This window comes from Frondihabitans sp. PhB161, assembly GCF_003814635.1.
In the GTDB taxonomy this organism is placed as follows: Bacteria; Actinomycetota; Actinomycetes; order Actinomycetales; family Microbacteriaceae; genus Frondihabitans.
Window position 1 is genome coordinate 1 of sequence record NZ_RKQW01000004.1, and the last position, 24,792, is coordinate 24,792.

The window sequence follows — 24,792 nt, forward strand, 5'->3', positions numbered from 1 at the left end:
GCTTTTCTTTGTCTCCGTCTCGGGGGGGGGGGGGTTGGGCGGGGCGGTGGGCGGGGTTGTGTTGTTTTGGTTGGGGGGGGGGGGGCGCGGGGGGGGGGGGGGGGGGGGTGTGTGGGGGGGGGGGGGGGGGGGGGGGGGGGGGGTGGGGGGGGGGGGGGGGGGTGGGTGGGGGGGGGGGGGGGGGGGGCCCCCCCCCCCCCCGACTCTCAGTAACACCCGCCGACTCGACCCCGACCCCTTGTCCACAGGTTGCAGCGGTGACGACTTCTCCCCAGATCGGTTTTCGAACGAAATCAAGGATCCGTGCGCCGCCACGATCGACCCATGCCTTCTCTCGCACCCGCCGCCGCTCGCCCCGTGCCGCACGTCCGTTCCGCCCTCCGCGCCGCTCTCGCCCTCGTCGCGCCCGCCGACTGCGCCGGGTGCGGCGCCCCTGACATCGAGCTCTGCGCCGACTGTCGCCGTCGGCTCGAGCCTCGGCCCCTCGTCGCCGCTCTTCCCGACGGAACGCCGCTCGTCTCCGGCCTCGACTACGAGGGCACCGTCCGCGACGTGATCCTGGCCTTCAAGCAGTCGGGTCGGTGGCGACTCGCCAAGCCCCTCGGACCGCCGCTGGCGGCCGCTCTGCGGCTCGCGGCGGAGGGGCCGCCGGTCGAAGCGGTAGCGGCGGCGTCGGAGGGAGAGCCGGCCGATGCCGCTGCCGTCGCAGTGCTGGCAGTGCCACCCTCGCGGGCCGGCCGCAGGCGACGGGGCTACGACCCTGTCGACCTGCTGGTGCGAGCAGCGGGGGTGCGGGTGTCGAAGCCGGGGTTTCGGATCCTGCGGTCGTCGGCGCAGCAGAAGTCTCGCGGGCGGGCCGAGCGCCTGTCGGGGCGCCTGGGCTCGCTCGGATGCTCGGGGCGATGGGCCGGTGCGCGGGTCGTCATCGTCGACGACGTCACGACGACGGGAGCGACCCTCCAAGAGGCCGTGCGAGCGGCCAGGGCCGCGGGCGCGATCGTGCTCGGGGCGTGCTGCCTCGCCTCGACGCCACTGCGATCGGCGAGGCTGTGAGAAGCGCGAGAGACCGTGACGAAAAGATGAACAGCGCGTGACACGCACGCGTCGGGGTCGATACGGTGAAGCACACGAGGCGTGAAAGCACTACCGCCTACACGAACGGCGGCACGCTGAAGTGGCTGGAGGAACGTCATGGACATTTCCGTAACGGGTCGAAACGTGGGCATCACCGATCGATTCCGCGAGTACTCCACCGAGAAAGCCGAGAAGGTCGGCAGCCTCGCCCCTCGAGCACTGGCGCTCGAGATCAAGCTGACGAGGCACAACGAGAAATCCTCCGGGAGCGCGGGCGACGACCGAGTCGAGTTGACACTCATCGGCCCCGGCCCTCTGGTCCGAGCCGAATCGAGTGGCTCCGACAAATACGTCGCCTTCGACCTGGCCATAGGCCGGTTGCTCGAACGAGTGCGACGAGCCAAAGACCGAACCAAGGTGCACCGAGGCCAGCACCGGCCAACGTCGCTGCACGAGGCAGCAGCCGTTGATTTCAGTCGGGCCGGAATCGTGCCGGCGTCAGCCGAGACGCTCGAGCAGGTCCGCACCGGGGCAGTGGCCACGGTCGCACCCGACGAGACTGCGGTCGAAGAGGAGTACTGCCCGGTCGTGATCCGCGAGAAGACGTTCGCGTCGACGCCCATGACCGTCGACGACGCGCTCTACTACATGGAGCTCGTCGGGCACGACTTCTACCTGTTCACCGACTCCGCCCACGACGGCCGACCGAGTGTCGTCTATCGCCGCAAGGGCTGGGATTACGGTGTCATCGCCCTCGACGACCAGGCGCCGACGCATCAGGAGACCGAGATGGCCATCCGGGGCGGCCTCGTCGGCTGAATCAGGAGCTGACCACGGACCCCTGGGTCGGAGCGCTCGCGCTCCTTCCCAGGGGTTCGGCCAGTAGGCTTGCTAAAATCACGGGCTGGTAACGCATCACCGGCGTCACAGCCCACCATTTACCAGGAGTTTCCGTGGCCAACGTTCTCGAGAAAGTCCTTCGCGTCGGCGAGGGTCGCACCCTTCGCCGCCTCAAGGCCTATGCCAAAGCGGTCAACGACCTTGAAGACGACTTCAAGACGCTCACCGACGACGAGCTTCACAACGAGACGGCTGAGCTGCGCGAGCGCTACGCCGGCGGCGAGTCGCTCGACGACCTCCTGCCCGAGGCGTTCGCCGCCGTGCGCGAGGCCGCCAGCCGCACCCTCGGCATGCGTCACTTCGACGTGCAGCTGATGGGTGGTGCCGCGCTCCACCTCGGCAACATCGCCGAGATGAAGACCGGTGAGGGCAAGACGCTGGTCGCGACGACCGCCGCGTACCTGAACGCCATCGCCTCCCGCGGCGTCCACGTCATCACGGTCAACGACTTCCTGGCGAGCTACCAGTCCGAGCTGATGGGCCGCGTGTTCCGCGCCCTGGGCATGACGACCGGCTGCATCCTCGCGGGTCAGACTCCGGCCGAGCGGCGCGAGATGTACGCCGCTGACATCACCTACGGCACGAACAACGAGTTCGGCTTCGACTACCTGCGCGACAACATGGCGTGGCAGGCCAGCGACATGGTGCAGCGCGGTCACTTCTTCGCCGTGGTCGACGAGGTCGACTCGATCCTCATCGACGAGGCCCGCACCCCGCTCATCATCTCGGGCCCGTCGTCCGGCGAGGCAAACCGGTGGTTCGCCGAGTTCGCGACCCTGGCCCGCCGCCTTCAGCCCGGCATCGACTACGAGGTCGACGAGAAGAAGCGCACCGTCGGTGTGCTCGAGCCAGGCATCGAAAAGGTCGAAGACTACCTCGGCATCGACAACCTCTACGAGTCGGCGAACACGCCTCTGATCTCGTTCCTGAACAACGCCATCAAGGCCGACGCGCTCTTCAAGCGCGACAAAGACTACGTCGTGATCAACGGCGAGGTGCTCATCGTCGACGAGCACACCGGTCGCATCCTGTCGGGCCGCCGCTACAACGAGGGCATCCACCAGGCGATCGAGGCCAAGGAAGCCGTCGAGGTCAAGGCCGAAAACCAGACGCTCGCTACCGTCACGCTGCAGAACTACTTCCGCCTCTACAAGAAGCTCTCCGGCATGACCGGTACGGCCGAGACCGAGGCCGCCGAGTTCATGTCGACCTACAAGCTCGGCGTGGTGGCGATCCCGACCAACCGCCCGATGCAGCGGGTCGACCAGACCGACCTCGTCTACAAAAACGAGACCGCGAAGTTCGAGCAGGTCGCCGAAGACATCGCCGAGCGTCACGAGGCCGGTCAGCCCGTGCTCGTCGGCACCACTAGCGTCGAGAAGAGCGAGTACCTCTCGAAGCTCCTCGCCAAGAAGGGCATCAAGCACGAGGTCCTGAACGCGAAGAACCACGCTCGCGAAGCCGCCATCGTCGCGCAGGCCGGTCGCCTCGGCGCTGTCACCGTAGCCACCAACATGGCCGGGCGAGGCACCGACATCATGCTCGGAGGCAACGCCGAGTTCCTGGCCGTCGCCGAGATGAACTCTCGTGGGCTGAGCCCCGTCGACACCCCCGACGAGTACGAGGCCGCCTGGGACGACGTCTTCACGAACCAGAAGGCGTTCGTGCAGGAGGAGGCCGAGAAGGTCATCGAAGCCGGTGGCCTCTACGTGCTCGGCACCGAGCGTCACGAGTCGCGCCGTATCGACAACCAGCTGCGCGGTCGTTCAGGTCGCCAGGGCGACCCGGGTGAGAGCCGCTTCTACCTCTCGCTCACCGACGACCTCATGCGCCTGTTCAACTCGGGTGCCGCCGAGAGCCTGATGGGCCGGGGCAACGTGCCCGACGACCTCGCGATCGAGAACAAGATCGTCGGCCGCGCCATTCGCTCAGCGCAGTCACAGGTCGAGGGGCGCAACGCCGAGATCCGCAAGAACGTCCTCAAGTACGACGACGTCCTCAACCGACAGCGCGAGGCCATCTACGGCGATCGCCGTCACATCCTCGAGGGTGACGACCTGCGCGAGCGAGCCGAGTCGTTCCTCGCGAGCGTCGTCAACGAGGTCATCGACTCCCACACCGGAGACGGCAACCCCGACGACTGGGATCTCGACGCCATGTGGACGGAGCTCGGCACCCTCTACCCGATCTCGATCACCATCGACGAGGTCATCACCGAGGCCGGCTCCAAGGCGAAGGCCACCCGCGAGTTCCTCGCCCAAGAGATCCTCTCCGACGCCCGTGTCGCCTACGAGGCCCGCGAGGAGTCGCTGGGCGACTCTGCCATGCGTGAACTCGAGCGCAAGGTCGTGCTCTCGGTGATCGACCGCCGCTGGCGCGACCACCTCTACGAGATGGACTACCTGAAAGACGGCATCGGCCTCCGAGCCATGGCTCAGCGCGACCCGCTGGTCGAGTACCAGCGCGAGGGCTTTGCACTGTTCCAGAACATGATGGGCGCGATCCGAGAAGAGTCGATCGGCTTCCTGTTCAACCTCGAAGTCGAGGTGCAGAGCCAGGTCGGGCACGAGGGTCACGACCACGGTCCGATCATCGCGGCCAAGGGTCTCGGCGAGGGCGACAACAAAGACGCCGTGCTCAACTTCTCGGCTCCCAACACCGAGGGCGAGGTCGAGGTTCGCGACGAACGGGGCCGGATCGAAAAGGCCGAGACCGCCCGCGCGCAGCGTCAGCAGCAGATCACCGAAGAGCTCGCCGATCCCGAGATCGCGGCCGCCCGCGCCACGTCGGGTTCGACCGAGGCCTCGGGTGGCGACGGGCTCCCCGCAGGCCGAGGCGCCTTCGGGCAGTCGACCTCGGGTGGCTCCGACGACGCCGCTCCGATCAACCGCGCCGAGCGTCGCTCGCAGAAGAAGAAGTAGCGGCTCCGTCCCGCACCACATCGGCCCCGGCCTGCGCACTGCGCGGGTCGGGGCTTGTGCGTGGTGGGGCCGCTTCGGGCCGGGTCTAGTCGCGTTTCGCGGGTTTAGTCGCGCTCTACCGCGACTAGACCTGCGAAACGCGACTAATCGGCGTCGGGCTCGGCGTCGGTGGCGGTGGCGGGCGAGGCGTCGCACACCGTTTCACGCACGGTTAACCGATTAATCGGTGAGCGTTGCGTGAAACGCTTAGCGAAGCGGCCCGAGCGAAGCGGCCCGAGCGAAGAAGCCGGGGCACCCACGACAGCTACAGCACGTGGATCGCCGTGGCACGCCACCGATGGTCGAACCCCTCGAGCCGCAGCGCCACCGCTCGGCTCCGCGCCCGCCCGTGCACCACGACGACCGCCTCGACTACGCCGTCGCAGGGCTCGTCGATCCGTACGCTGCCGACGCTCACGGCCGGGCGCCGAGCCGCTTCGCCCCGAGCGCTTCGAGCGCGAGCGGCGAGGTTCACCCGCTTCAACAGGTGCGTGAAAACGTCGGCCGTCACCCAGCGAGTGATCTGCTCGATCTCGCGAGCACCCGCGAGGATCTCAACGACGCTCCGGGCGAGGTTTCGAGCAAGAGGTTCAGGATCCGGAAGCGCACTCCGCAGCGTCGGCTGCGGTTCGAAGAACGCATCCGCGACTGCTGGCGTAAGCCGTCGCCCGGACCGGCGCGGCGGTGACCCGGCGGGTGCGGGGGAGTGCTGACCACCGTCGTTGGTGATCGGATCGTCGCGACGGCGCGCGGCTGAAGAGGGGGGCATGTCGGCTGCTCTCGCTCGTGAACGGAATGAGCGTCCCGCACAGCGGGCGTAGCATCAACATATGACATTTCGAGGGAGCGACACGCGAGCGGGAGCAACCTGTGGACAAACTCGTCTGTCAGCGGCGAGGATCCGGGTCGACGTCGGCAATGCTGCCGAAGTCGAAGCCGTTGAAGAGTGCCGTCCGACGCGCGTCTTCGTAGCGGTCGTCGAGGTAGGCATTCAACTCGGACTCCTCGATCCGCCACGAGGGCACGACGCCGAGCTTCACGGCTCGCAGCTCTCCCGATTCGACGAGCGCGAGGACGTCGTCGAGGGGCAGGCTCAGCATTTCGGCAACTCGCTCGGAGGTGTAGAACCGACGCATCGGGGGCTCCTGTGCTGGCTCCATGCCTCGATTATCCGTCAGGACGAGTGCGAACGTGAGCCGTGTCGGGTGCGCACGCGTCGGATCCTCGGTTCGGGTCTTGTCGGACGGGGCGGATAGGCTAAAAGGGTGTCGACGCTCAGTGATCTCGTTCTCGCCCAGGGCCGCTCCAGTGAGGCCGATATCGAGTGGCTCCATCTGCTCGTGGGCGACTGGCAGCTGCTCGCCGACCTGGCGTTTGCCGACATGGTGCTGTGGGTGCCGACCGATTCCGATTCGTTCGTCGCCGTCGCCCACGCCCGGCCGTCGAGTTCGGCGACGCTCTTCTACCGCGACTTCGTCGGCCACGAGGTGCGCCCCGAGTGGCGTACGCAGGTGCAGCAGGCCTTCGACACCGCGCACATCGTCGATTCCGCCGCCCCCGACTGGTACGAAGAGACCCCGACGCGGGTGCGCGCCGTTCCCGTGCTCCGTCGTCTCGGCGCCGGGCGGCCCGACATCAGCGAGAGACCCGTCGCGGTCATCACCCGCCACACCAACCTGAGCGAGGCGCGCACGCCCAGCCGCCAAGAGCTCACGTTCAACCAGTGCGCCAACGACTTGTTCGCCATGATCGAGGGCGGCGATTTTCCCGACCTGGGGGCCCCGACCGGTCCCCGCCGTGGTGCACCGCGCGCCTCCGACGGCCTGCTTCGCCTCGACGTCGACGGAACAGTCGTCTTCGCCAGCCCGAACGGCCTCTCGGCCTTCAACCGGATGGGCTTCGTCGGCGAGCTCGAGGGGGAGTCCCTGGCCGAGGTCACCACCGGCCTGCTTGCCGGCAAGATCGTCATCGACGAGTCGCTGCCGCTCGTCGTCACCGGGCGTGCACCCTGGCGCACCGACATCGAGGCGCGCGGTGTGACCGTGTCGCTCCGCGCCATCCCGCTCCGCGACCGCGGTGAGCGCGTCGGGGCCATCGTGCTCTGCCGCGACGTGACCGAGCTCCGCCACCAGGAGCGCGAGCTGATCACGAAAGACGCGACCATTCGCGAGATCCACCACAGGGTCAAGAACAACCTGCAGACCGTGGCTTCGCTGCTCAGGATCCAGGCCCGACGCACTCACACCGACGTCGCCCGCGATGCACTGAACCAGGCCATGCGGCGCGTGGCCTCCATCGCCGTGGTGCACGACACCCTGTCAGAGGGCCTCAGCCAGAACGTCGACTTCGACACCGTCTTCGACCGGGTGCTCATGCTCAGCGCCGAGGTCGCCTCGAGTCACAACACGACCGTGCGTCCGCAGTTCACCGGCAGCTTCGGGGAGCTCCCGACCGAGTATGCGACGCCGCTCGCCCTGGCGCTGACCGAGCTCGTCACGAACGCTGTCGAGCACGGGCTCGACGGGCGCGACGGCGACGTCGAGATCAACGCCGAGCGCACCGAAGAGCAGCTGCGCGTCAAGGTGCGCGACAACGGTGTCGGCCTGCCCGAGGGCAAGGTCGGCTCGGGCCTCGGTACGCAGATCGTGCGCACGCTGATCCAGGGCGAGCTCGGCGGCACGATCGACTGGCACACGCTGGTCGGGTCGGGCACCGAGGTGACGATCGAGGTGCCGTTGCGGTTTATCGAGAACATGGAGCGCTAGAGGCGCGGTCGTGTGCGCCTGCCACGTGGGTGGGTGCGGCGGGCCCGCGGATCCTAGAGTTCTGCGGCACGGCCGGTCGAGTGTGCGCAATCTTCCCCTGGGCCGGCGGCGAGGGGCCGATTCTGCGCACTCGGGCCTCCATCTCGGCAGGCGGAGGTGCCGATTGCCGTCAGATGCAGTGCGCGGGCCGGCCCTGAGGGCAATTGGCGGCACTCGCAGCCGCGGGTCAGCGGCAGCGGCGCCTGGCGGGCGCCGACGACACACCAAAGGGCGCGCTCCTGTGCAGGAACGCGCCCCCCGGGCGATGCCGACCCCGCGAGAACGGCGGGTCAGCGTGTGAAGTTGTGGTGTGAGGCCGGCGGTCAGGAAGCGCGGCGGGCGCGAGCTGCGCGACGCTTGAGGGCGCGACGCTCGTCTTCGCTGAGGCCACCCCAGACGCCGGAGTCTTGCGACGTCTCGAGGGCGTACTGCAGGCACGTCTCGGTCACGGAGCAACGGCCGCACACCGCTTTGGCCTTGTCGATCTGGTCGACGGCGGGGCCGGTGTTGCCGACGGGGAAGAAGAGCTCCGGGTCTGCCGTGAGGCAGGCGGCCTTGTCGCGCCAATCCATCTAGTGGTACTCCTTTTGACTCTGAACGCCGAAGTTTGCCTGCTGAGGGCACAGCAAAACACCGGGCGTTCCGTGGGGGGAAAGAAAAAGAATTCGGGAGGCGCGCACGGCAATGTAAGCGTCACTTCAACCTCAAATATGGTCGCATACTGGTGTGACCAAATCAAGGGGTTAAGCGGAGGCTTTGAGCGTGACCGAATCAGCTGAACCACACGGAGTCGAAATGCCCACACAACAGGTGTCGGCCCGTAGACACCCCCTTCTGCTCCTCCTCGTCGTGCTTCTCGCGCTCGAATTCGCTGCCATGGCCATCGTGTCCATCGCGATGCTGGTGGCGCTGTTCCGGGCGGAGGCCGACACGCTCGCGGGCGGCATCGCGATTCTTGTGCTCGGAGTCATCGCGACGGTCTGGCTCGGGTTCATCGTTGTCGCGGCGTCTCGGGGGCGAGCGTGGATGCGCGGGGCGGCCATCGTCTGGCAGGTGATCATGTTCGCCGTCGGGGTCGGCTGCTTCCAGGGGTTCACGGCGACGCCGGCCGCCGGGTGGGCGCTCGTGCTGCCGGCCCTGGCCGTGGTGATCTTGCTGGTGTCGCCCCCGGTCGTCAGGGCTACAACGGCGCGGTAGCCGGATCCTTGTGCTTGGGCTCGTCGTTTGAGGGCGCTTGCAAATTCGAAGGAGAAACCGCGCCCCCGTGACGACAAATCAAGGATCCGGCCCGGCCGGCGCGAGAATCTCCTTCGAATTCGGAGGAGCCCCGGATTAGCCGGCGTCGAGCCCGAGCTTCTTGCGCAGGCTCTTCACGTGGCCGGTGGCCTTGACGTTGTAGAGCGGGAGGTCGACCGACCCGTCTTCGCCGACCACGATGGTGGAGCGGATCACGCCCGTGACGGTCTTGCCGTAGAGCGACTTCTCGCCATAGGCGGCATAAGCCTTGTGCACTTCGAGGTCGGTGTCGGAGAGGAGCGGGAAGTTGAGGCCCTGCTCGTCTCGGAATTTCTGCAACGCGGGAGCCTCGTCTTTCGAGACGCCGAGCACCTGGTAGCCGGCCGACTTCAGGGAGTTGATGTTGTCGCGGAAGTCGCAGGCCTCCGTCGTGCACCCCGGCGTCGACGCGGCTGGGTAGAAGTAGACGATCACTTTCTGGCCCCGGAAATCGTTGAGCGAAACGGGTGCGCCCGACTCGTCGGGGAGGGTGAAGTCGGGTGCCGCGGCACCCTTCTCGAGGCGTTCAGACATGGTTCTCCTTGGGGGATCGGATGCGGCAGGCATGTGTTCGGGGCCTGGCGAATCTCATGCTAATGTTGTTCCTCGGTTGGGAAACTCTGGTTTCCACAGCCACTGCACCTCTAGCTCAATCGGCAGAGCAACTGACTCTTAATCAGTGGGTTCTCGGTTCAAGTCCGAGGGGGTGCACGAAAATCAATCCCGGGTGTTCGCGGCAAGCCGCTTCCCCGGGATTTTCGTTGTGCTGGTTTGGTCCGCTCCGCGGACGTGCCTTCGGCAAGGACGGACGGGTCCGCTCCGCGGACGTGCCTCCGGCAAGGCAGTCCCGGCGGCGGCGACTCAGGCGCGCGAGGGCGACACGTCGACCACCTTCGAGTCGCGACGCACGACGAAACCCATCGCCTCGTAGAGACCCCGCGCCGGGTTGCCGTGGGCGACGTGCAGGAACGCGCGATCGCCGTCGCGCCGGATGCCCCGCGCGACCTCGGTGATGAGACGCCTGGCGTAGCCGCGGCCACGGACTTCAGGATCCGCGCACACCGCGCTGATCTCGACCCACCCGGGCACGCTCAGGCGACGCCCCGCCATCGCCATGAGCCGCCCGTTCTCGACGACGCCGACGTACCCGCCGAACTCCACGGTGCGCGGGAGGAACGGCCCCGGACGGGTCAGTGCCGTCAGCCGGAGCATCTCGGGAACGTCTGTCTCGTCGAGGTCGACGATGTCGGAGAGCCGTTCTCCGGAGGTGTCGACGTCGTCGTCGGTCAGCTGGGTGAGACCGAGGTCGAGGTGCGTCTGCCAGCCGTGCGCCACGTCGAACTCGGACGGCACGAACATGGCGATCGTGTCCGCGCCCGCGATCGTCGCGAGGGAGGCCCAGTCGTCGTCGGTCGCGTCGAAAGGAATGGAGCCGAACGGTGCCACGTCGCTCGGATAGCGCAGGGCGGCGCCTTCGGCGAGAGCGTGGTGGGCGTGGCGCGTGCGGAGAGCGAGGCCGATCGGGTCGTCGAGAGGGTGCGCGTTCATGGTGCGTCAACGCTAGCGGCCTGCAAGACATTCCCCGTCGAGGTCGATGACGGTCTACCGTGTGGCCCGTTAACATGCTTTTCACACGCGGAAACGTGGCCGAAACACCAAACGGTATACCGTTTTGACATGAGCCGAAACGACACCGTATCGCTGGAGACAAGCCGATGAGCGGGTTCCGACTGGTGGGCGTGCTGCACCTCCCGCCCCTGCCGGGCGCGGCCAACTACGAGGGACGCCCGGTCGCCGAGATCGCTTCTGCCGCTGCCGACGACGCGCGGATCCTCGAGGCGGCCGGGTTCACCGACGTCATGATCCAGGACGCGAGTGACGAACCCCAGCCGACTCTCGTGGGCGCCGCGACGGTGGCAGCGCTGGCCGTCGTCGGAGCCGCCGTGCGCGCAGCCACCACGATCGGACTCGGCGTGGTCGTCGGCCACAACGACGGACCGTCGGGCGTCGCCATCGCGCACGCCGTCGGCGCTTCGTTCGTGCGGGTCAAGGTGCTCACCGGCGTCTCGATCGGACCGACCGGGTGGATGGAGGGCTGCTCGATCGAGGTCGCCCACACGAAGCGCCTGCTCGGCAGCGACGTCGAGATCTGGGCGGATCTGCACGAGGCCACGAGCCTGGCCCTCAGCGGAGATCTCGCCTGGGCGGCCGCTCAGGCCCTCGACTTCGGCGGTGCGGATGCGGTCATCGTCACTCGGGACTCCGGCGTCGCCGATGCGGTGGCCGACATCGCCGCTCTGCGTACAAGCGGTGCCGTTGCCGCCGACGTGCCCGTCTACATCGGCGGGCGCGTGAACGGCTCGAATCTGGCGACCGCCGTGGGCGGCTCGGACGGCGCGATCCTCGGCAGCGTTCTGAAAGACGGCGACGGCTACGACGCCCGAATCGACCCGACCACCGCTACTTCTCTCGGCGACGCCGCCCGCGGCCACCTCGCCTGAACTCCTGACACCAGAAAGCGCCTCATGAACTCCACCGCTCTCGACAGCCCGCTCCTCGCCCCGGAAAGCCCGCTCGACGACCGCCAGAAAGCCGTCGTCGAGCGCGTCTCCGCGAAGGAGCGCGCCGGGATCCTGGCCCTGCCGACCGACGACCCGCTGGACCCCGAGCGCCGTCGTCGCGTCGACGCGACTCGCGGGGAGATGCTCGGTCAGCCGCAAGCCATCCGCGCCACCTGGGAGCGGAACGCCGACATGCTGCCGAGGGTCGCGGGGCGCATCGCCGAGAAGACGATCGATCGGGTGTTCCTCGTTGGTGCCGGTGACTCGCTCGCCGTCATGATTGCCGCACGCCGCACCCTCGAGCTGATGCTCGGCGTGCCGTGCGAGCCGGTCCAGGCCCTCGAATTCGCCTATTACCAGCAGCACCTCGTCACGTCCGACTCGCTCGTCATCGCCCTATCGAGCTCGGGGGAGACGACCCGCACCGTCGAAGCCCTCCTGGTCGCCCAGCACGCCGGCGCGCTGACGCTGGCCCTCACCAACACGGTGGGCTCGACCCTCGACGTCGAGAGCGAGAACACGCTGCTGCTGCAGGCGACCCGCGTCGGCTGGCCCACGCAGTCGTCGACGACCGCTCTGTCGTTGCTGCTGCTGCTCGCGACCGAGGTCGGCCTGTACCGGGGCGTCGAGGCGGCACCGCGACTGCGCGCCGAGCTCGAGACCCTGCCCGAGGTGATCGCCGGAGTGCTGGCCGACCTCGACGAGCCGATCGCCGAGATCGCCCGCATCGAAGCCGAGCGCACCATGTACCTCTTCTCGGCCGGCGGGCCGAGCTGGGCCGCCGCCATCATCGGCGCCGCCAAGGTCAAAGAGACGAGCCCCGACCACGCCGTCGAGATCCAGGTCGAGGAGTTCCACCACTACAACAGCCAGAAGCCCGGCGAGCCCATGTTCCTGTTCGCGCCCACGGGGCCGTCGGTGCCGCGAAGTGTTGACACGGGGCGTGACGCGCATCGCTACGGCGGCACGCTGTACGTCGTCACGTCCGAGGGCGAGGGGGCATTCGACGACTTCGCCGATGGGATCCTGCGCCTGCCCGTGGTCTCAGAGGCGCTCAGCCCCCTGGTCACCGTGATCCCGGCCCAGATGATCGGCTACCACCTCGGGATGGCGAAGTTCCATGCCGCAGAGGTGCATGCCGCCGAGGCGCAGCGCGATGCCTGACCCGATCGAGAAGGCTGGGTCGACTGAGAAGCCTGAGTCGACGTGGAAGTCGCTCGTCTGCATCGGCAACCTCACGATCGACGAGGCGGTGCACGGCGGCGTCCCGTCCGAGCCGGCCATGGGCGGCGACGCAGCCTACGCGGCTCTGGCGGCGAGAAGAATCCTGCGCGACGTCACCATGCTTGCGCCCGTGGGCAACGATCTGCCCGCCACCGTGCTCGACCAGCTGTCTGCGGCCGGCATCGCCATCGACGATCTGCCCGAGCGCGACCTGCCCACCGTCCGCAACACCGTGACGTACCACGACGACGGCTCGCGCACCTGGGCCATGCACGACGACGACGCCCACTTCGACGCCCTGTCGGTCTATCCGGCCGACGTGCCGGGCAGTGTGCTCGACGCCGACGGTATCGTCCTCTCGGCGATGAGTCTCGAGTCGCAGCTGGCGCTCACGCCGTGGCTCCGCCAGAACTCGGAGGCCGCCCTCTACCTCGACCTGCAGGAGGACTACCTCCAGGGCAACCGCGAGGCTCTCCTCGCCATTGTGGCCGTCTGCGACGTCTTTCTGCCGAGCGAGATCGAGGCGGTGGCCCTCGCCGAGACCACCGATCTTGAGCGAGCCGCCCGCTTCTTAGCCGGGCTCGGGCCGTCGGTCGTCGTCATCAAGCGCGCCGACAAGGGGTCGCTTGTGCTGCAGAACGACGTCGTGACCCTCGTGCCCAGCACCCTGGTCGATGCGGTCGACTCGACCGGCGCCGGGGATGCCTTCTGCGGCGCCTTCGCGGCGGCGCACCTGCTTTCGGGCGACGCCGTCGAGGCGGCGAACCGAGGATCCGAGGCGGCCCGAGTCGCGATCTCCGACTTCGGTATCGCGGGTCTTCTGCGTCTCTCCGCGGAGGTGCGCCCGTGACCGGCCCGTTGCGTATCGCGATCGTGAACCCCAACACGACCTCGGCCATGACCGACCGCGTCGTCGCCGCGGCCGCGCCGTCCGCTCGGCCCGACACGACCCTGCTCGCCATCACGCCGACGAGTGGAGTGCCGAGCATCGAGAGCCACGTCGACGAGGTGCACGGAGCCGTCAGCGTGCTGACGGAGGTCGAACGACTCGAACTGCTGCCGGACGCGGAGCGCCCCCACGCCTACGTCATCGCCTGTTTCGGCGACACCGGCCTGCCGGGTGCGCGCGAGGCTGCCCGCGGCCCCGTCGTCGGCATGACCGAGGCGGCCCTCGTGACCGCGACGCAGCTCGCCCACCGCTTCACGATCATCACGATGCCGGAGCGCACCCGCGAGCAGTCCGACCGGGTCGTCCGCGCCCTCGGGCTCGGTCACCGCGCAGTCGTCCGTGCCATCGACGAACCGGTCGCGGCCGTCGAAGACTCCTCCCTGCACCTGCTCGACCTGTTCGTCGCCGAGGGGCGCCGGGCGCTTGGCGAGGACCACGCCGAGGCGATCGTGCTCGGCTGCGCCGGGTTGGCCGACCTCGTCGAACCGCTCGGGCAGGCGCTCGGCGTCCCCGTGATCGACGGGGTGGCCGCAGCGGTCTCGCTCGCGGAGGGCCTTCTCGCCCAGGGACTCGGGACGTCCCGGATCAGCACCTGGTCCCGCCCCACCTCCGGAGGTGCCGCATGAGTCGCACGCTCTTCACCGACGTCTACGTCTACGACGCCGACAGCGAGGCCGGGATGTTCGGCCCGACCGACGTGCTCGTCGAGGGCACGAGTATTCGCCGCATCGGCGCCGAAGCCGCGGCGCAGTTCACCGCAGCCGAGGCCCGAGAGGGCGACGCCCGCATCGACGGCGGCGCACACCACGTGCTGGTGCCGGGGCTCATCAACGCCCACTATCACTCGCCGGCGAATCACCTCAAGGGGCTGCTGCCGAGTCTGCCGCTCGAGAGCTTCATGCTGTATGAGTCGCCGGCGGATCCTCGTCTTCGTCCCTCCCCTCGTGAGGCCTACCTGCGCACCATGCTCGCCGCGATCGAGATGCTCCGCACGGGCACGACGACGGTGCAGGACGACGCCTTTCTGATGCCGCACCCGACGCCCGACATCATCGACGCCGTGATGCAGGCCTACGCCGACAGCGGCATCCGGGCGAGTGTCGCTCTCGACCAGCCGACACTCACCGAGCGCGACAAGCTGCCCTTCATCGGCGGGTACGACGACGAGGCGGTGCAGGCGGCGCTCGATGCCGAGGCGCCTCTCGGGGCGGCCGGACTCCTCGAGAACTACGACCACCTCTTCGGCACCTGGCACGGACGGGAAGACGGTCGCCTGACCGCCGCGGTGTCGATCTCGGCGCCTCAGCGGGTCGACGTGCCCTACTTCGAGGCGATCGACGACCTCAGCCGGCGGCACTCGGTTCCGCTGTTCGCCCACATGCTCGAGACGAAGGTGCAGCGCACGCTCGCGACCGAGCAGCAGCGGTTCGCCGGCCACTCGCTCGTCGAGTACACGGCCGACCTGGGTCTGCTGAGCGACCGGATGAATGTGATCCACGCGGTCTGGACCGACGACCGCGACCTCGAGCTCATCGCCGACGCCGGTGCCGTGATCGCCCACAACCCGGTGAGCAACCTTCGCCTCGGCAGTGGCGTCGCGCCCTACCGGCGCATGCTCGACCTCGGCATCCCGGTCGCACTCGGCATCGACGAGGCCATCTGCGACGACTCCGCGAACCTCTGGGGCGTCGTCAAGACGGCGGGTCTCATCCACAACGTCGGCGGACGACCGAGCGACGAGTGGCCGACCGCGCGGGAGGTGCTCGACAGCCTCTGGCGCGGGGGAGCGGCCGCCCTCCTGCAGAGCGATCGGCTCGGCGAGATCCGCGAGGGGTTCGAGGCCGACATCACGATGCTCGACCTCCACGGATCGGCGTTCACTCCGCTCAACGACCTCCGGGGCCAGCTGGTCTACTGCGAATACGGAGCCGACGTGCGACTCACCATGGTCGCCGGCCGGGTGGTCTTCGACGGCTCCCGCGTCACCTCGGTCGACGAGACCGCCCTCCTCGCCGAGGCCCGCGAGGTCTTCGCCCACAAGCTCCCCGTCATCGAGCGGGCAAATCGCGAGGCCGACGCCCTCAGACCCCACTACGACGCGATGATCGCCGAAGCGGCCCGCACCGACGTCGGAATGACCAGATGGATCGGAACCCCTTCATGACGACCACCGCAGACACCGGTGCGACGCTCGACTCGCACGACCGTTACGACTACTCGCCGATCACCGGGCGCCGCGGAGGCACCTGGCCGGGAGGGAAGAAGCTCGCCGTCTACGTCGCCATCGGTATCGAGGATTACCACTTCGGCGCCGGCCAGACCGAGAACCTCCTCGAGGGCGTTCCTGCCCCCGACCTCGTCAACACGAGCTGGCGCGACTACGGCAACCGGGTCGGCGCGTTCCGCCTGCTCGATCGGCTCAGCGGCCTCGACATCCCCGCCACCATCCTGCTCAACACGGCCGTCTACGACACCGCCCCCGAGCTGCTCGCCCACGCCCGGTCGCTCGGCGCAGAGATCGTGGGGCACGGCGTCTCGAACTCGGATTCACTCCAGGGGCTCACCGAGGCCGACGAGGCGGACTACCTCCGCGGCGTCTCAGCGCGGATCGAAGCGGAAGAGGGCACGGCGCCTCTCGGCTGGTCGAGCCCGTGGCTCACTCACACCGAGTCGACCGTCGACCTCCTGGGCGAGGGCGGCTACCGCTACCTGCTCGATCTGCGCCTCGACGACCAGCCGATCTGGCTGACCACCCGTGCCGAGCCGTTGCTCGCCATTCCCTACGCGCTCGAACTGAACGATTCCACGTCGATCATCGGCCGCGGCGTCGGGGCGTCGGAGTTCGCCGACATGCTCATCGACGAGTTCGACGAGCTGCTCGACGCGGCGGGCGATCAGCCGCTCGTCATGAGCATCGTCGTGCACTCGTTCATCTCGGGTGTGCCCTTCCGGCTGCGCCAGCTCACCCGGGCGCTCGAGCATCTCGCGGCCCACCGCGATGACGTCTGGTTCACGCAGCCCCACGACATCTACGAGGCGGTTCGAGCGCACGCGACGACCGAGGAGGTCGACCATGTCGGCAACTGACGAGAAGGCCCCGGCCGCGTCGATCGCGAATCTGACTGTCGCCCTCACCCGCGACGGGGTCCGCTCCGAGGTGCTCCGTGGCGTCGACCTCGAGATCCAGCGCGGTGAGATCGTCGGTCTCGTCGGAGAATCAGGATCCGGCAAGAGCGTGCTCGCCCTCGCGCTCATGGGCCTTCTGCCCACCTCGTCACGCCCCGAGACGGCCGGAACCATCACGATCGCGGGGACCGACATGATCGACGGCTCCTCCCAGCAGATCCGCGCCGTCCGCCGGCACGAGCTGGGCGTCATCTTCCAGGATCCGATGACGTCACTCAACCCGACCATGCGCGTCGGTCGGCAGATCACCGAGGCCACCGGCGACAAGGCCGAGGCGCTTCGTCTCATGTCCGCCGTCGGCATCCAGGACGCCGCCCTCCGCTTCACCGTCTACCCGCACGAGCTGTCAGGCGGTCTGCGTCAGCGGATCATGGCGGCCATCGCCTCGGCGGGTCGACCGTCGCTGATCATCGCCGACGAGCCCACGACGGCACTCGACGTGACCGTCCAGGCGCAGGTGCTCGACCTGCTCCGTCAGCTGCGCGACGAGTTCGGCTGCAGCGTGGTGCTCATCACCCACGACCTCGCCGTCGCGGCCCAGATCGCCGATCGCATCGCCGTTCTCTACGCCGGTCGCATCGCCGAGCTCGGGCCCGCCGACGTCGTGCTCCGGGAGCCGACCCACCCGTACACGGTCGGACTGCTGAACTCTCGCCTCGCGCTCGACACTCCGCGCGACACCGTGCTGCAGACACTCCGCCCCGAGACGGCGACTGTCGCCGAACGGATGCGCGGGTGCGCCTACTCGTCGCGGTGCCCGCTTGCCGACGACACCTGCCGCGCGCAGCAGCCACCGCTGCTGGCGGTCGACGGGTCGGGTGCGGTGGACGGCTCCGAGCACGTCCGGGCCTGCTGGCGCGATGCTGCGACGGTGCGCGAGCTCGCCCTGACCCGATCGGACGCGCCGCGGATCCTCGTCTCCGGCTCGTCGACAGAGTCGGCCGCAACCGCCGTGGTGGTCGAGGGCGTCCACCAGCGCTTCGTCGTCCGCAGCGGCGGCCGCAAGCGCGAGGTGCACGCCCTGCGCGGCATCGACCTCACGATCGGCGCCGGCGAGGCAGTCTCGATCGTCGGTGAATCAGGATCCGGCAAATCGACCCTGCTCCGAGCGATCGCGGGCCTCGCACCCGTCACCTCGGGGCGCGTCGACGTCGCTCGAGGCGGCGCGCAGATGGTGTTTCAAGACGCGGGGTCGTCGCTCACGCCGTGGCTGAGCGTGGGGGAGATCCTTGGCGAGCGCCTGCTCCCGCTCCGTCTCGGCAAGACGGAGACGGCCGCCCGTGTCGAGACCGCGCTGGAGTCGATCGGCCTTCCGGCCTCGGTCTCTCGGGTGCGGCCGGCCGACCTCTCGGGCGGCCAGCGTCAGCGCGTGGCCCTTGCCCGCGCCACCATGATCCCGCCGGCTGTGCTGCTCTGCGACGAGCCGACCAGCGCGCTCGATGCGTCGCTCGCCGCCAGCGTGCTCAACCTGATCCGCGGCATGCGCGAGGAGCTCTCGATGACGGTGCTGTTCGTCACGCACGACCTCTCGGTGGCTCGCCTCATGGGCGACCGGGTCGTCGTGATGACGGAGGGGCGCATCGTCGAAGACGGCACCGCCGACCAGGTCATCCACCACCCCGAGCACCCGTACACGCGGTCGCTGCTCGCGTCCGTCCCCGAGATCGAGGCTGTCCGATGAGCGCCGACCTGACCGCCCGCCGCTTCGGGGTTCCGCAGGTGACGATCGCGCGGTTCGCCGGTCGTCGACTCAATCTCGCGCTGGTCGGCCTGCTGATCGTCGTCACCCTGGTCGCGCTGTTCGCCCGGGTGCTCGCTCCCGACAACCCCGTCCAGCCGATTGGCGCTCTCAACCTGCCCCTCGGCTCGGAGGGTCATCTGCTCGGCACCGACGGCATCGGCCGGGACATCCTCAGCCGCACCCTCATCGGCATCCAGACGAGCTGGTTCTCGGCGCTCGTGGTCGTCGCGTCGGGACTCGTGATCGGCGGGATCATCGGGGTGGCCGCGGGAGTCTCGGGCGGCTGGCTCGACAACCTCCTCATGCGGCTCACCGACCTGTTCCTGGCGCTGCCGGGCACCCTCGTCGCGATCGCCCTGGTCGCCGCCCTCGGCTTCGGACTGCAGAACACGCTGATCGGCATCGCGATCGTCTGGTGGCCGTACTACGCCCGGATCATCCGCGGCGAGGCGCGTGCCATGGCCGCGAGGCCCCACGTGGAGGCGGCGCGTCTGGCCGGAATCAGCCGCACGAGGGTCGTCTTCCGGCACATTCTGCCGGGCGTCGTGCCGACCGCGATCGTCACCGCGAGCCTCGACATCGGCAACGTCGTCATCCTTCTCGCCGGGCTGTCGTTCCTCGGCCTCGGCCAGGCGGCTCCGGCCCCCGAGCTCGGCGCCGACACCGCCCGCAACCTGCAGCAGCTGCTCACGCAGTGGTGGGTGCCCGTCGTCCCGGGCCTCGCCGTGCTGCTCCTCAGCCTCGTCGCCAACCTCGGCGGCGACGCCATCCGCAATCTTCTCGCCGGACGCCGTTAGGAGGCCCCGATGACCCGCTTCCTGCTTCGCCGCACCGGCTCCGCCGTCGTGCTGGTGCTCGTGCTCACCGCCGTCGTCTTCGTGCTCCAGGCCGTGTCGCCCGGCGACCCCGTCAAGGCGTACCTCGGCAACAACGCCTCGCCCGCCGCGATCGCCGCCCAGCGTCAGGCCCTCGGGCTGAACGATCCGCTGCCCGTGCAGTACTTCCACTACATCGTGCACGCCCTCCAGGGGAACCTCGGGATGTCGCTGCGCACCCGGCGCCCGGTGATGGCCGACCTGCACGACTTCCTGCCGGCGACGGTCGAGCTCGTGGCCGTGGCCTTCGTGCTCGCGCTCCTCCTCGGATCCTTGTATGCCGTCTCCGGGTCGCTCCGCTGGCCCGGTGGCGCGTTCTTCCGCGGTCCGCTGCTCGTGCTGGCGACGGCACCGCCGTTCCTCCTGGCACTCGGCGGCATCATCCTGTTCTATGCGCAGCTGCAGGTGCTCCCGGCGGCCGGTCGCGGGGTCGACTCGTCAGGCCCCTCCGGTTTCGTGCTCATCGACAGCATCCTCGGCGGTGACGCGACGGAATTCGTCGCGGGGGTGCAGCACCTGGTGCTCCCGGCGGTGATCCTCAGCATCGCTCCGTCTATCTCGATCGGCCGGATCCTTCGGTCCAGTCTCGATTCGACGCTCGCCTCCGACTACGTGCGCACCGCCCGATCGAAGGGCCTTCGTCCGATCGTCGTGCTCGGCAAGCACGTGGTGCGCAACTCGCTCGGCCCCGGCCTCTCGATGGCGGGCCTCCAGCTCGGCTTCATGTTCGCCGGCGTCGTCGTGGTCGAGCAGGTCTTCAGCTGGCCCGGCATCGGCAACTACCTCGCGGCCAGCATCCCCACCTCTGACTTTCCGGCCATCGCGGGCGTCACGCTCGTGCTCGGCATCATCTACATCGTCGCGAACGCTCTCGTCGACGTTCTCCAAGCCCTCGCCGACCCGCGCCTCAACGCGTGACGGCGTGAAGCCCCACCCCGCTCCATCCCTGCATCACACCCCTCCCGCCGGAGCCTCCCCTCTCCGGTCCACCCTGCAAGGAGTCGAAGTGAAGAACGCACCCCTCACCACGAAGACGCGAGGAGTCATCGCCGCCCTGGCCGTGATCCCGCTGCTCGCCCTCGCCGCCTGCTCGTCGTCCGGCGGCTCGAACACGGCCAACCCGGCCCCGACCGACGGGGTGCTGACCGTCGGCCTCCTCGGCGACATCGGCCAGCCACCGGACCCCGACATCTACTACGCCAACAACGGCCTCGCCATCGTGCTCAACACGTACGAAGGGCTCGTGCAGTACCAGAACAACGTCGACACCGTGAAGATCGCGCCGCGCCTGGCGACCAAGTGGACGGTGAACAAGGCCAACACGGTCTACACGTTCACGCTCCGCTCGGGCGTGACGTTCCACGACGGCACGAAGTTCACCTCCGAGGCGGTCAAGGCGTCGTTCGACCGGCGCAACACCGTCAAGGGCGGTGCCGCCTACATGACCGCGGGCATCAAGAGCGTCGCCACCCCCGACGACCTCACCGCCGTGGTCACCCTGAAGAAGGCGAACTCGGCCTTTCTCGACTACCTCGCGTCGCCGTTCGGCCCGAAGATGGAGTCGCCCACGGGCCTTGAGAAGAACGCAGGATCCGACAACGCCCAGACGTACCTGCAGACCCACGACCTCGGAACGGGACCGTACGAGCTGACCAGCGCCAAGACGGGCACCAAGTACGAGCTCACGCAGTACGACGGCTACTGGGGCACCAAGTCGCCGTTCACCAAAGTCGATCTGCCGGTGTACAGCGACGCGTCGGCACTCCAGCTCGCCTTCGACTCCGGCGACGTGTCGGCGATCGTCGCGGCGCTCCCGTCGTCGAGCCTCACCAAGTACGACGGCAACGACAAGTTCAACAGCGACTTCCTGCCGACCCTCCAGTCGGCTCTGCTCACGGTGAACCCGTCGAAGGAGTTCTTCGCGAACAAGGAGGCCCGCACCGCGTTCATGCAGTCGATCAACCAGAAGCAGCTGGTCAAGGAGGTGCTCGGCGCGCGCTCCTCGGTCGCGACCACCCTCTACGCCAAGGGCATGATCGCCGACGGTTCCGACAAGCAGAACATCAGCTACGACCCGACCGTCTTCGCCGCCTACGCCAAGACCCTCCCGGCCGGCACGGCCATGACCGTCGGCTACGCCTCCGACAACACCAACGCCCAGGCGATGGCCAACATCGTCACTGCCAACCTGCAGAACGACGGCATCAAGGCGACCGCGCAGGGGTACCCGACCTCGCAGGTCTTCGGCTGGGCCTCCGACCCGACGAAGGGCCCCGACGCCTTCATCGACGGCAACAACGGCCCCGACGGCGGCAGCCCGTACATGTGGGGCCACGTCTTCTGGGACAAGACCGGAGGAATCAACTACTTCCTCTGCGACAGCCCCTCGACCGACGCCGACCTGAACGAGGCCGTCGCGACCGGCGACACCTCGCTCTACGCCAAGGCCGCTCAGACCTACTCAGCGACCGGCTGCTACATGAACCTCTCCTACAACAAGGACTGGGTCGTGTCGCAGAAATGGCTCACCGGAGTCGCTGAGGCTCATAACATCGGTGCCAACGAGCTCGACTTCTCGAAGCTCGGAATCGCGAAGTAGGTCGGCCACCGGCCCCGGGGTGCGTCAGGCACCCCGGGGCCCTCACCCGCGAGGAGCGGACGTGACAGAACCATCTGACGCAGGATCCGCGACCACCGTCGACCGACCCGCGTCGCTCTCGCGACAGGCGTACTCGGCCATCCGCGAGGGCATCATCCGCGGTGAGTACCCCCAGGGTTCGCGGCTCGCCGAGGCGCGCATCGCCGCTGAGCTCGAGATGTCGCGCGTGCCCCTCCGCGAGGCGGTGCCGCAGCTCGAGCAGGAGGGCTTCGTCCGCACGTTCCCCCGGCGCGGCGCGGTCGTGACCGTGTGGGACGAGAAGGCGGTCAACGACCTCTTCGACCTCCGCCTGTACCTCGAGGTCGGTGCGGCGCGATTCGCCGCCCGCGAGGTCTCGCGCGGTGGAGACTCCGGGCCCCTCGACGAAGCCCTCCACTACTCGCAGAACGTCGTGCACTCGGGCGACGCCTACCGTGTCGCCGAGGCCAGCACCTGGTACCACGAGGCGATCGTCGACCTGTCGGGCAACGACCTGATGAAGCAGGTGATGCGCTCCGTCACCGGCCGGGTGCTCTGGCTGTTCTACCTGACCTCGCAGCTCGACGTCGACGAGGCGTTCGACGACCATGTGGCGCTCGCCGAGGCGATCCGCTCCGGCAACGAGCGCGTCGCCGAGTCGATCGCCTACACGCACATCGAGCGCGACCGGATCCCGTCGTTTACCGCGTTGCGGGCGGCGGGGGCGCGCTGAGGCGCGCTCTCAGCTGTCGCCAGCCGCCGCGGGCGGCGAGACTCCAGTCGTTGCGGGTGTGGTCGACGGGCACCCGCATCTACTGGAGTCTCGCACGGCTCCCGGTGTCAGTGTGTGGGGTCGGTGCCCTGGAAGACCGTGGGGTAGTTGCTCAGAGTGCCCCAGCGTGATGACGGCCAGGTGATGACGATGGCTCGTCCGACGACGTCGGAGATCGGTACGAACGGTTGCGACACGTCTTTCTGCGTGAAGTGTGCTGCGGAGTCGTCGGAGTTGTAGCGGTTATCACCGAGTACCCAGAGGGCACCCTTCGGAACGGTCACCGTGTAGGTGAACCTGTCGGCGCGCTGGCCGGCCGTTACGTTGATGTAGGGCTCCTTGAGGGGCACGCCGTTGACCTCGAGCTGGCCGAAGTCGTTGCAGCACGCGACTTTGTCTCCGGGCAGGCCGATCACTCGTTTGACGAGGTGATTGTCGCTGTCCTTCGTGCCGAGGCCCACAGCGGTGAGACCTGTCTGGATGGCCCCGATGACCGGGCTCGTGGAATCGGATCTCGGCGTCGTGTCGCTTGCTCCGAGCCATCCGCCCGGGTCCGAGAAGACGATGACGTCCCCGCGCTAGAGGGGAGTCGCCTTGGGCACGAGTTCGTTGACGATGATGCGGTCGTTGACCTGAAGCGTGTTCGTCATCGAGGGCGATGGGATGTAGAACGAGCGGACCAAATAGGTCTTGATCAGGAACGAGATCAGAAGCGCCGCCAGCAAGATGATCAGGATGTCGCGGACGAACCGTGCGGTGCTGTGGCGATTCTTGCGCGTTCGCCGAGCCGAGCCCGAGTTGACGACGTCCGTGGCAGATTCCCCCATGAATCTGATCGTAAGGGAAGCACGACGCAACCTCAGTCGGTCAGGTCACATGCTGGGCTCGATGGGGCCTTCGCGTTCGGCCTTCGCCAGGATTGTCCTGTAGACGCCGCGAAGTATCAAAAAACCGAGTGCGATGGCTAGCTCAGGTCGCGAGAAAGGTCTCTATCGCCGCGATGGTGGTCTCGTTATCACGGTGCAGAATGGCGCGGATGCCGCAGTCCTCTGCCCCGCGCACCGGCTCCTCGTGGTCGTCGATGAAGAGCACCTGCTCGGCCGATGCGCCCATTCGGCGGAGCGCGGTGAGATACGCGCCCGGATCGGGCTTCGCGATTCCTTGCTCGTGGCTGTAGCAGATCGGGTCGAACAGCGAGGCGAAGCCGAAACGTCGCTCCTCTTCTTCCCGGGCACCATCGCCGGAGTTCGACAGGATGGCGAGGCCAGCGCGATCCCGCAGCGATCTCGCATGATCGAGCAGCTCGACGTTTGCCTTACCGCAGTAGGCATCCCAGAACTCGGAATGCATTGTCGCAATAGTTGCACTATCGGCACCCAGGGCGGCTCCGAGCTTGCGCCAGTACTCGTCTGCGACACCACTTTTCAGAGCCATGTCGGGGAGCTCGGCGGCGTGGAGGCGAGCTCGCAATTCAGTGAGAGTCAGTTCGTGGCGGGCGCTCCATCGCTCATGCAGCGAGAGGGGCCAGTCGTCGTCGTCAACGATTTCGAGGACACCGCCGATGTCGTAAAGAATCCACTTCATCAGCGGAGGCTATCGCGGTCGCGCTCGCACGGACGCCGGGTGACGGCGGCCGAGTGCGCAGAAGTGGCCGCCAGCGAGGTGTTCGGGGGCCTTTTTCGCGCAATAGATGCCGAGCGCGCCGGTTGCCGGACGCCGAGTGGCGTCAAATGCCCGGGTGGGGCCGGCCGCGGAGGCAAATGGCGGCACTCGATGGAGCAGCCTGCGGCCCACGCGGCTCGATCCCGCATTAAGGCAACAGGTGTAGCGTAAAGGCGGCTCCCCACAAGGGAG

Annotated in this window: 22 protein-coding genes, 1 tRNA gene and 1 pseudogene; 17 read left to right on the forward strand and 7 right to left on the reverse strand. The window is 68.2% G+C overall.

Features of this window, described 5'->3' with window-relative positions; genetic code table 11:
• Positions 1 to 324 precede the first annotated feature (324 nt).
• The 3 genes from EDF39_RS14690 (at position 325) to secA (ending at position 4,895) form a co-directional block, all read left to right on the forward strand.
• Positions 325 to 1,053, forward strand: coding sequence for a ComF family protein (locus tag EDF39_RS14690; protein ID WP_123944275.1), 729 nt, complete (start codon positions 325 to 327; stop codon positions 1,051 to 1,053).
• 138 nt (positions 1,054 to 1,191) lie between these two features.
• A complete protein-coding gene (gene hpf, locus EDF39_RS14695) occupies positions 1,192 to 1,893 on the forward strand; it encodes a ribosome hibernation-promoting factor, HPF/YfiA family (RefSeq protein WP_055959337.1) in 702 nt (233 codons plus the stop codon).
• Between the two features lie 134 nt (positions 1,894 to 2,027).
• A complete protein-coding gene (gene secA / locus EDF39_RS14700) occupies positions 2,028 to 4,895 on the forward strand; it encodes a preprotein translocase subunit SecA (protein ID WP_123944277.1) in 2,868 nt (955 codons plus the stop codon).
• A gap of 304 nt (positions 4,896 to 5,199) precedes the next feature.
• Here the strand turns inward: secA and EDF39_RS14705 are convergent, their stop codons facing one another.
• Together EDF39_RS14705 and EDF39_RS17545 are read right to left on the reverse strand one after the other, a co-directional pair.
• A complete protein-coding gene (locus tag EDF39_RS14705; RefSeq protein WP_233573152.1) occupies positions 5,200 to 5,703 on the reverse strand; it encodes an Rv3235 family protein in 504 nt (167 codons plus the stop codon).
• Between the two features lie 118 nt (positions 5,704 to 5,821).
• A complete protein-coding gene (locus EDF39_RS17545) occupies positions 5,822 to 6,094 on the reverse strand; it encodes a helix-turn-helix domain-containing protein (RefSeq protein WP_055959333.1) in 273 nt (90 codons plus the stop codon).
• Positions 6,095 to 6,199: 105 nt separating this feature from the next.
• Here EDF39_RS17545 and EDF39_RS14715 point away from each other — a divergent pair, with 105 nt between their 5' ends.
• Positions 6,200 to 7,699, forward strand: a complete 1,500-nt coding sequence (locus EDF39_RS14715) for a sensor histidine kinase (protein ID WP_055959331.1) — start codon at positions 6,200 to 6,202, stop codon at positions 7,697 to 7,699.
• 362 nt (positions 7,700 to 8,061) lie between these two features.
• Here EDF39_RS14715 and EDF39_RS14720 read toward each other — a convergent pair whose 3' ends face one another.
• Positions 8,062 to 8,310: a WhiB family transcriptional regulator gene (locus EDF39_RS14720; RefSeq protein ID WP_055959328.1), complete on the reverse strand. Its 249-nt coding sequence runs from the start codon at positions 8,308 to 8,310 to the stop codon at positions 8,062 to 8,064.
• 223 nt (positions 8,311 to 8,533) lie between these two features.
• Here EDF39_RS14720 and EDF39_RS14725 point away from each other — a divergent pair, with 223 nt between their 5' ends.
• A complete protein-coding gene (locus EDF39_RS14725; RefSeq protein ID WP_055959325.1) occupies positions 8,534 to 8,935 on the forward strand; it encodes a hypothetical protein in 402 nt (133 codons plus the stop codon).
• Positions 8,936 to 9,070: 135 nt separating this feature from the next.
• Here the strand turns inward: EDF39_RS14725 and bcp are convergent, their stop codons facing one another.
• Positions 9,071 to 9,547, reverse strand: a complete 477-nt coding sequence (bcp, locus tag EDF39_RS14730) for a thioredoxin-dependent thiol peroxidase (RefSeq protein WP_055959323.1) — start codon at positions 9,545 to 9,547, stop codon at positions 9,071 to 9,073.
• Between the two features lie 104 nt (positions 9,548 to 9,651).
• On the opposite strand from bcp, the gene EDF39_RS14735 reads away from it, so the two are divergent.
• Positions 9,652 to 9,724: transfer RNA gene (locus EDF39_RS14735), tRNA-Lys, on the forward strand.
• Between the two features lie 150 nt (positions 9,725 to 9,874).
• Here the strand turns inward: EDF39_RS14735 and EDF39_RS14740 are convergent.
• Complete coding sequence (locus tag EDF39_RS14740) at positions 9,875 to 10,561, reverse strand: GNAT family N-acetyltransferase (protein ID WP_123944281.1); 687 nt, start codon at positions 10,559 to 10,561, stop codon at positions 9,875 to 9,877.
• Positions 10,562 to 10,728: 167 nt separating this feature from the next.
• Here EDF39_RS14740 and EDF39_RS14745 point away from each other — a divergent pair, with 167 nt between their 5' ends.
• The 11 genes from EDF39_RS14745 to EDF39_RS14795 all read left to right on the forward strand — a co-directional run bounded on the left by EDF39_RS14745 (position 10,729) and on the right by EDF39_RS14795 (position 22,899).
• Positions 10,729 to 11,514, forward strand: coding sequence for a BtpA/SgcQ family protein (locus EDF39_RS14745; protein ID WP_123944283.1), 786 nt, complete (start codon positions 10,729 to 10,731; stop codon positions 11,512 to 11,514).
• A 24-nt stretch (positions 11,515 to 11,538) separates the two neighbouring features.
• Positions 11,539 to 12,738, forward strand: coding sequence for an SIS domain-containing protein (locus EDF39_RS14750; protein ID WP_123944285.1), 1,200 nt, complete (start codon positions 11,539 to 11,541; stop codon positions 12,736 to 12,738).
• The gene (locus EDF39_RS14755) at positions 12,731 to 13,648 is read left to right on the forward strand and encodes a carbohydrate kinase family protein (protein WP_158613241.1); all 918 of its coding nucleotides are present in this window, start codon (positions 12,731 to 12,733) and stop codon (positions 13,646 to 13,648) included. Before EDF39_RS14750 ends, EDF39_RS14755 begins: the two co-directional genes overlap by 8 nt.
• Positions 13,645 to 14,373: an aspartate/glutamate racemase family protein gene (locus EDF39_RS14760; protein WP_199726224.1), complete on the forward strand. Its 729-nt coding sequence runs from the start codon at positions 13,645 to 13,647 to the stop codon at positions 14,371 to 14,373. The genes EDF39_RS14755 and EDF39_RS14760 overlap by 4 nt, the downstream gene beginning before the upstream one ends.
• Entirely contained in the window at positions 14,370 to 15,911 is a 1,542-nt protein-coding gene (locus tag EDF39_RS14765) for an amidohydrolase family protein (RefSeq protein WP_123944289.1), read from the forward strand. Before EDF39_RS14760 ends, EDF39_RS14765 begins: the two co-directional genes overlap by 4 nt.
• Positions 15,908 to 16,834 carry a polysaccharide deacetylase family protein gene (locus EDF39_RS14770; protein WP_123944291.1) on the forward strand — a complete coding sequence of 309 codons (927 nt, stop codon included), beginning with the start codon at positions 15,908 to 15,910 and terminating at the stop codon, positions 16,832 to 16,834. Before EDF39_RS14765 ends, EDF39_RS14770 begins: the two co-directional genes overlap by 4 nt.
• Entirely contained in the window at positions 16,821 to 18,614 is a 1,794-nt protein-coding gene (locus tag EDF39_RS14775) for an ABC transporter ATP-binding protein (RefSeq protein ID WP_123944293.1), read from the forward strand. The genes EDF39_RS14770 and EDF39_RS14775 overlap by 14 nt, the downstream gene beginning before the upstream one ends.
• The gene (locus EDF39_RS14780; protein WP_055959303.1) at positions 18,611 to 19,471 is read left to right on the forward strand and encodes an ABC transporter permease; all 861 of its coding nucleotides are present in this window, start codon (positions 18,611 to 18,613) and stop codon (positions 19,469 to 19,471) included. The genes EDF39_RS14775 and EDF39_RS14780 overlap by 4 nt, the downstream gene beginning before the upstream one ends.
• Before the next feature lie 9 nt (positions 19,472 to 19,480).
• Positions 19,481 to 20,467 carry an ABC transporter permease gene (locus EDF39_RS14785; RefSeq protein WP_123944295.1) on the forward strand — a complete coding sequence of 329 codons (987 nt, stop codon included), beginning with the start codon at positions 19,481 to 19,483 and terminating at the stop codon, positions 20,465 to 20,467.
• An 88-nt stretch (positions 20,468 to 20,555) separates the two neighbouring features.
• Entirely contained in the window at positions 20,556 to 22,148 is a 1,593-nt protein-coding gene (locus EDF39_RS14790) for an ABC transporter substrate-binding protein (RefSeq protein WP_055959299.1), read from the forward strand.
• Between the two features lie 61 nt (positions 22,149 to 22,209).
• Entirely contained in the window at positions 22,210 to 22,899 is a 690-nt protein-coding gene (locus EDF39_RS14795; protein ID WP_055959297.1) for a GntR family transcriptional regulator, read from the forward strand.
• A gap of 107 nt (positions 22,900 to 23,006) precedes the next feature.
• Here EDF39_RS14795 and lepB read toward each other — a convergent pair.
• Both lepB and EDF39_RS14805 read right to left on the reverse strand, forming a co-directional pair.
• Positions 23,007 to 23,765, reverse strand: a pseudogene (gene lepB, locus EDF39_RS14800) (signal peptidase I).
• A 142-nt stretch (positions 23,766 to 23,907) separates the two neighbouring features.
• Positions 23,908 to 24,522: an HAD family hydrolase gene (locus tag EDF39_RS14805; protein WP_233573153.1), complete on the reverse strand. Its 615-nt coding sequence runs from the start codon at positions 24,520 to 24,522 to the stop codon at positions 23,908 to 23,910.
• Between the last annotated feature and the right edge of the window lie 270 nt (positions 24,523 to 24,792).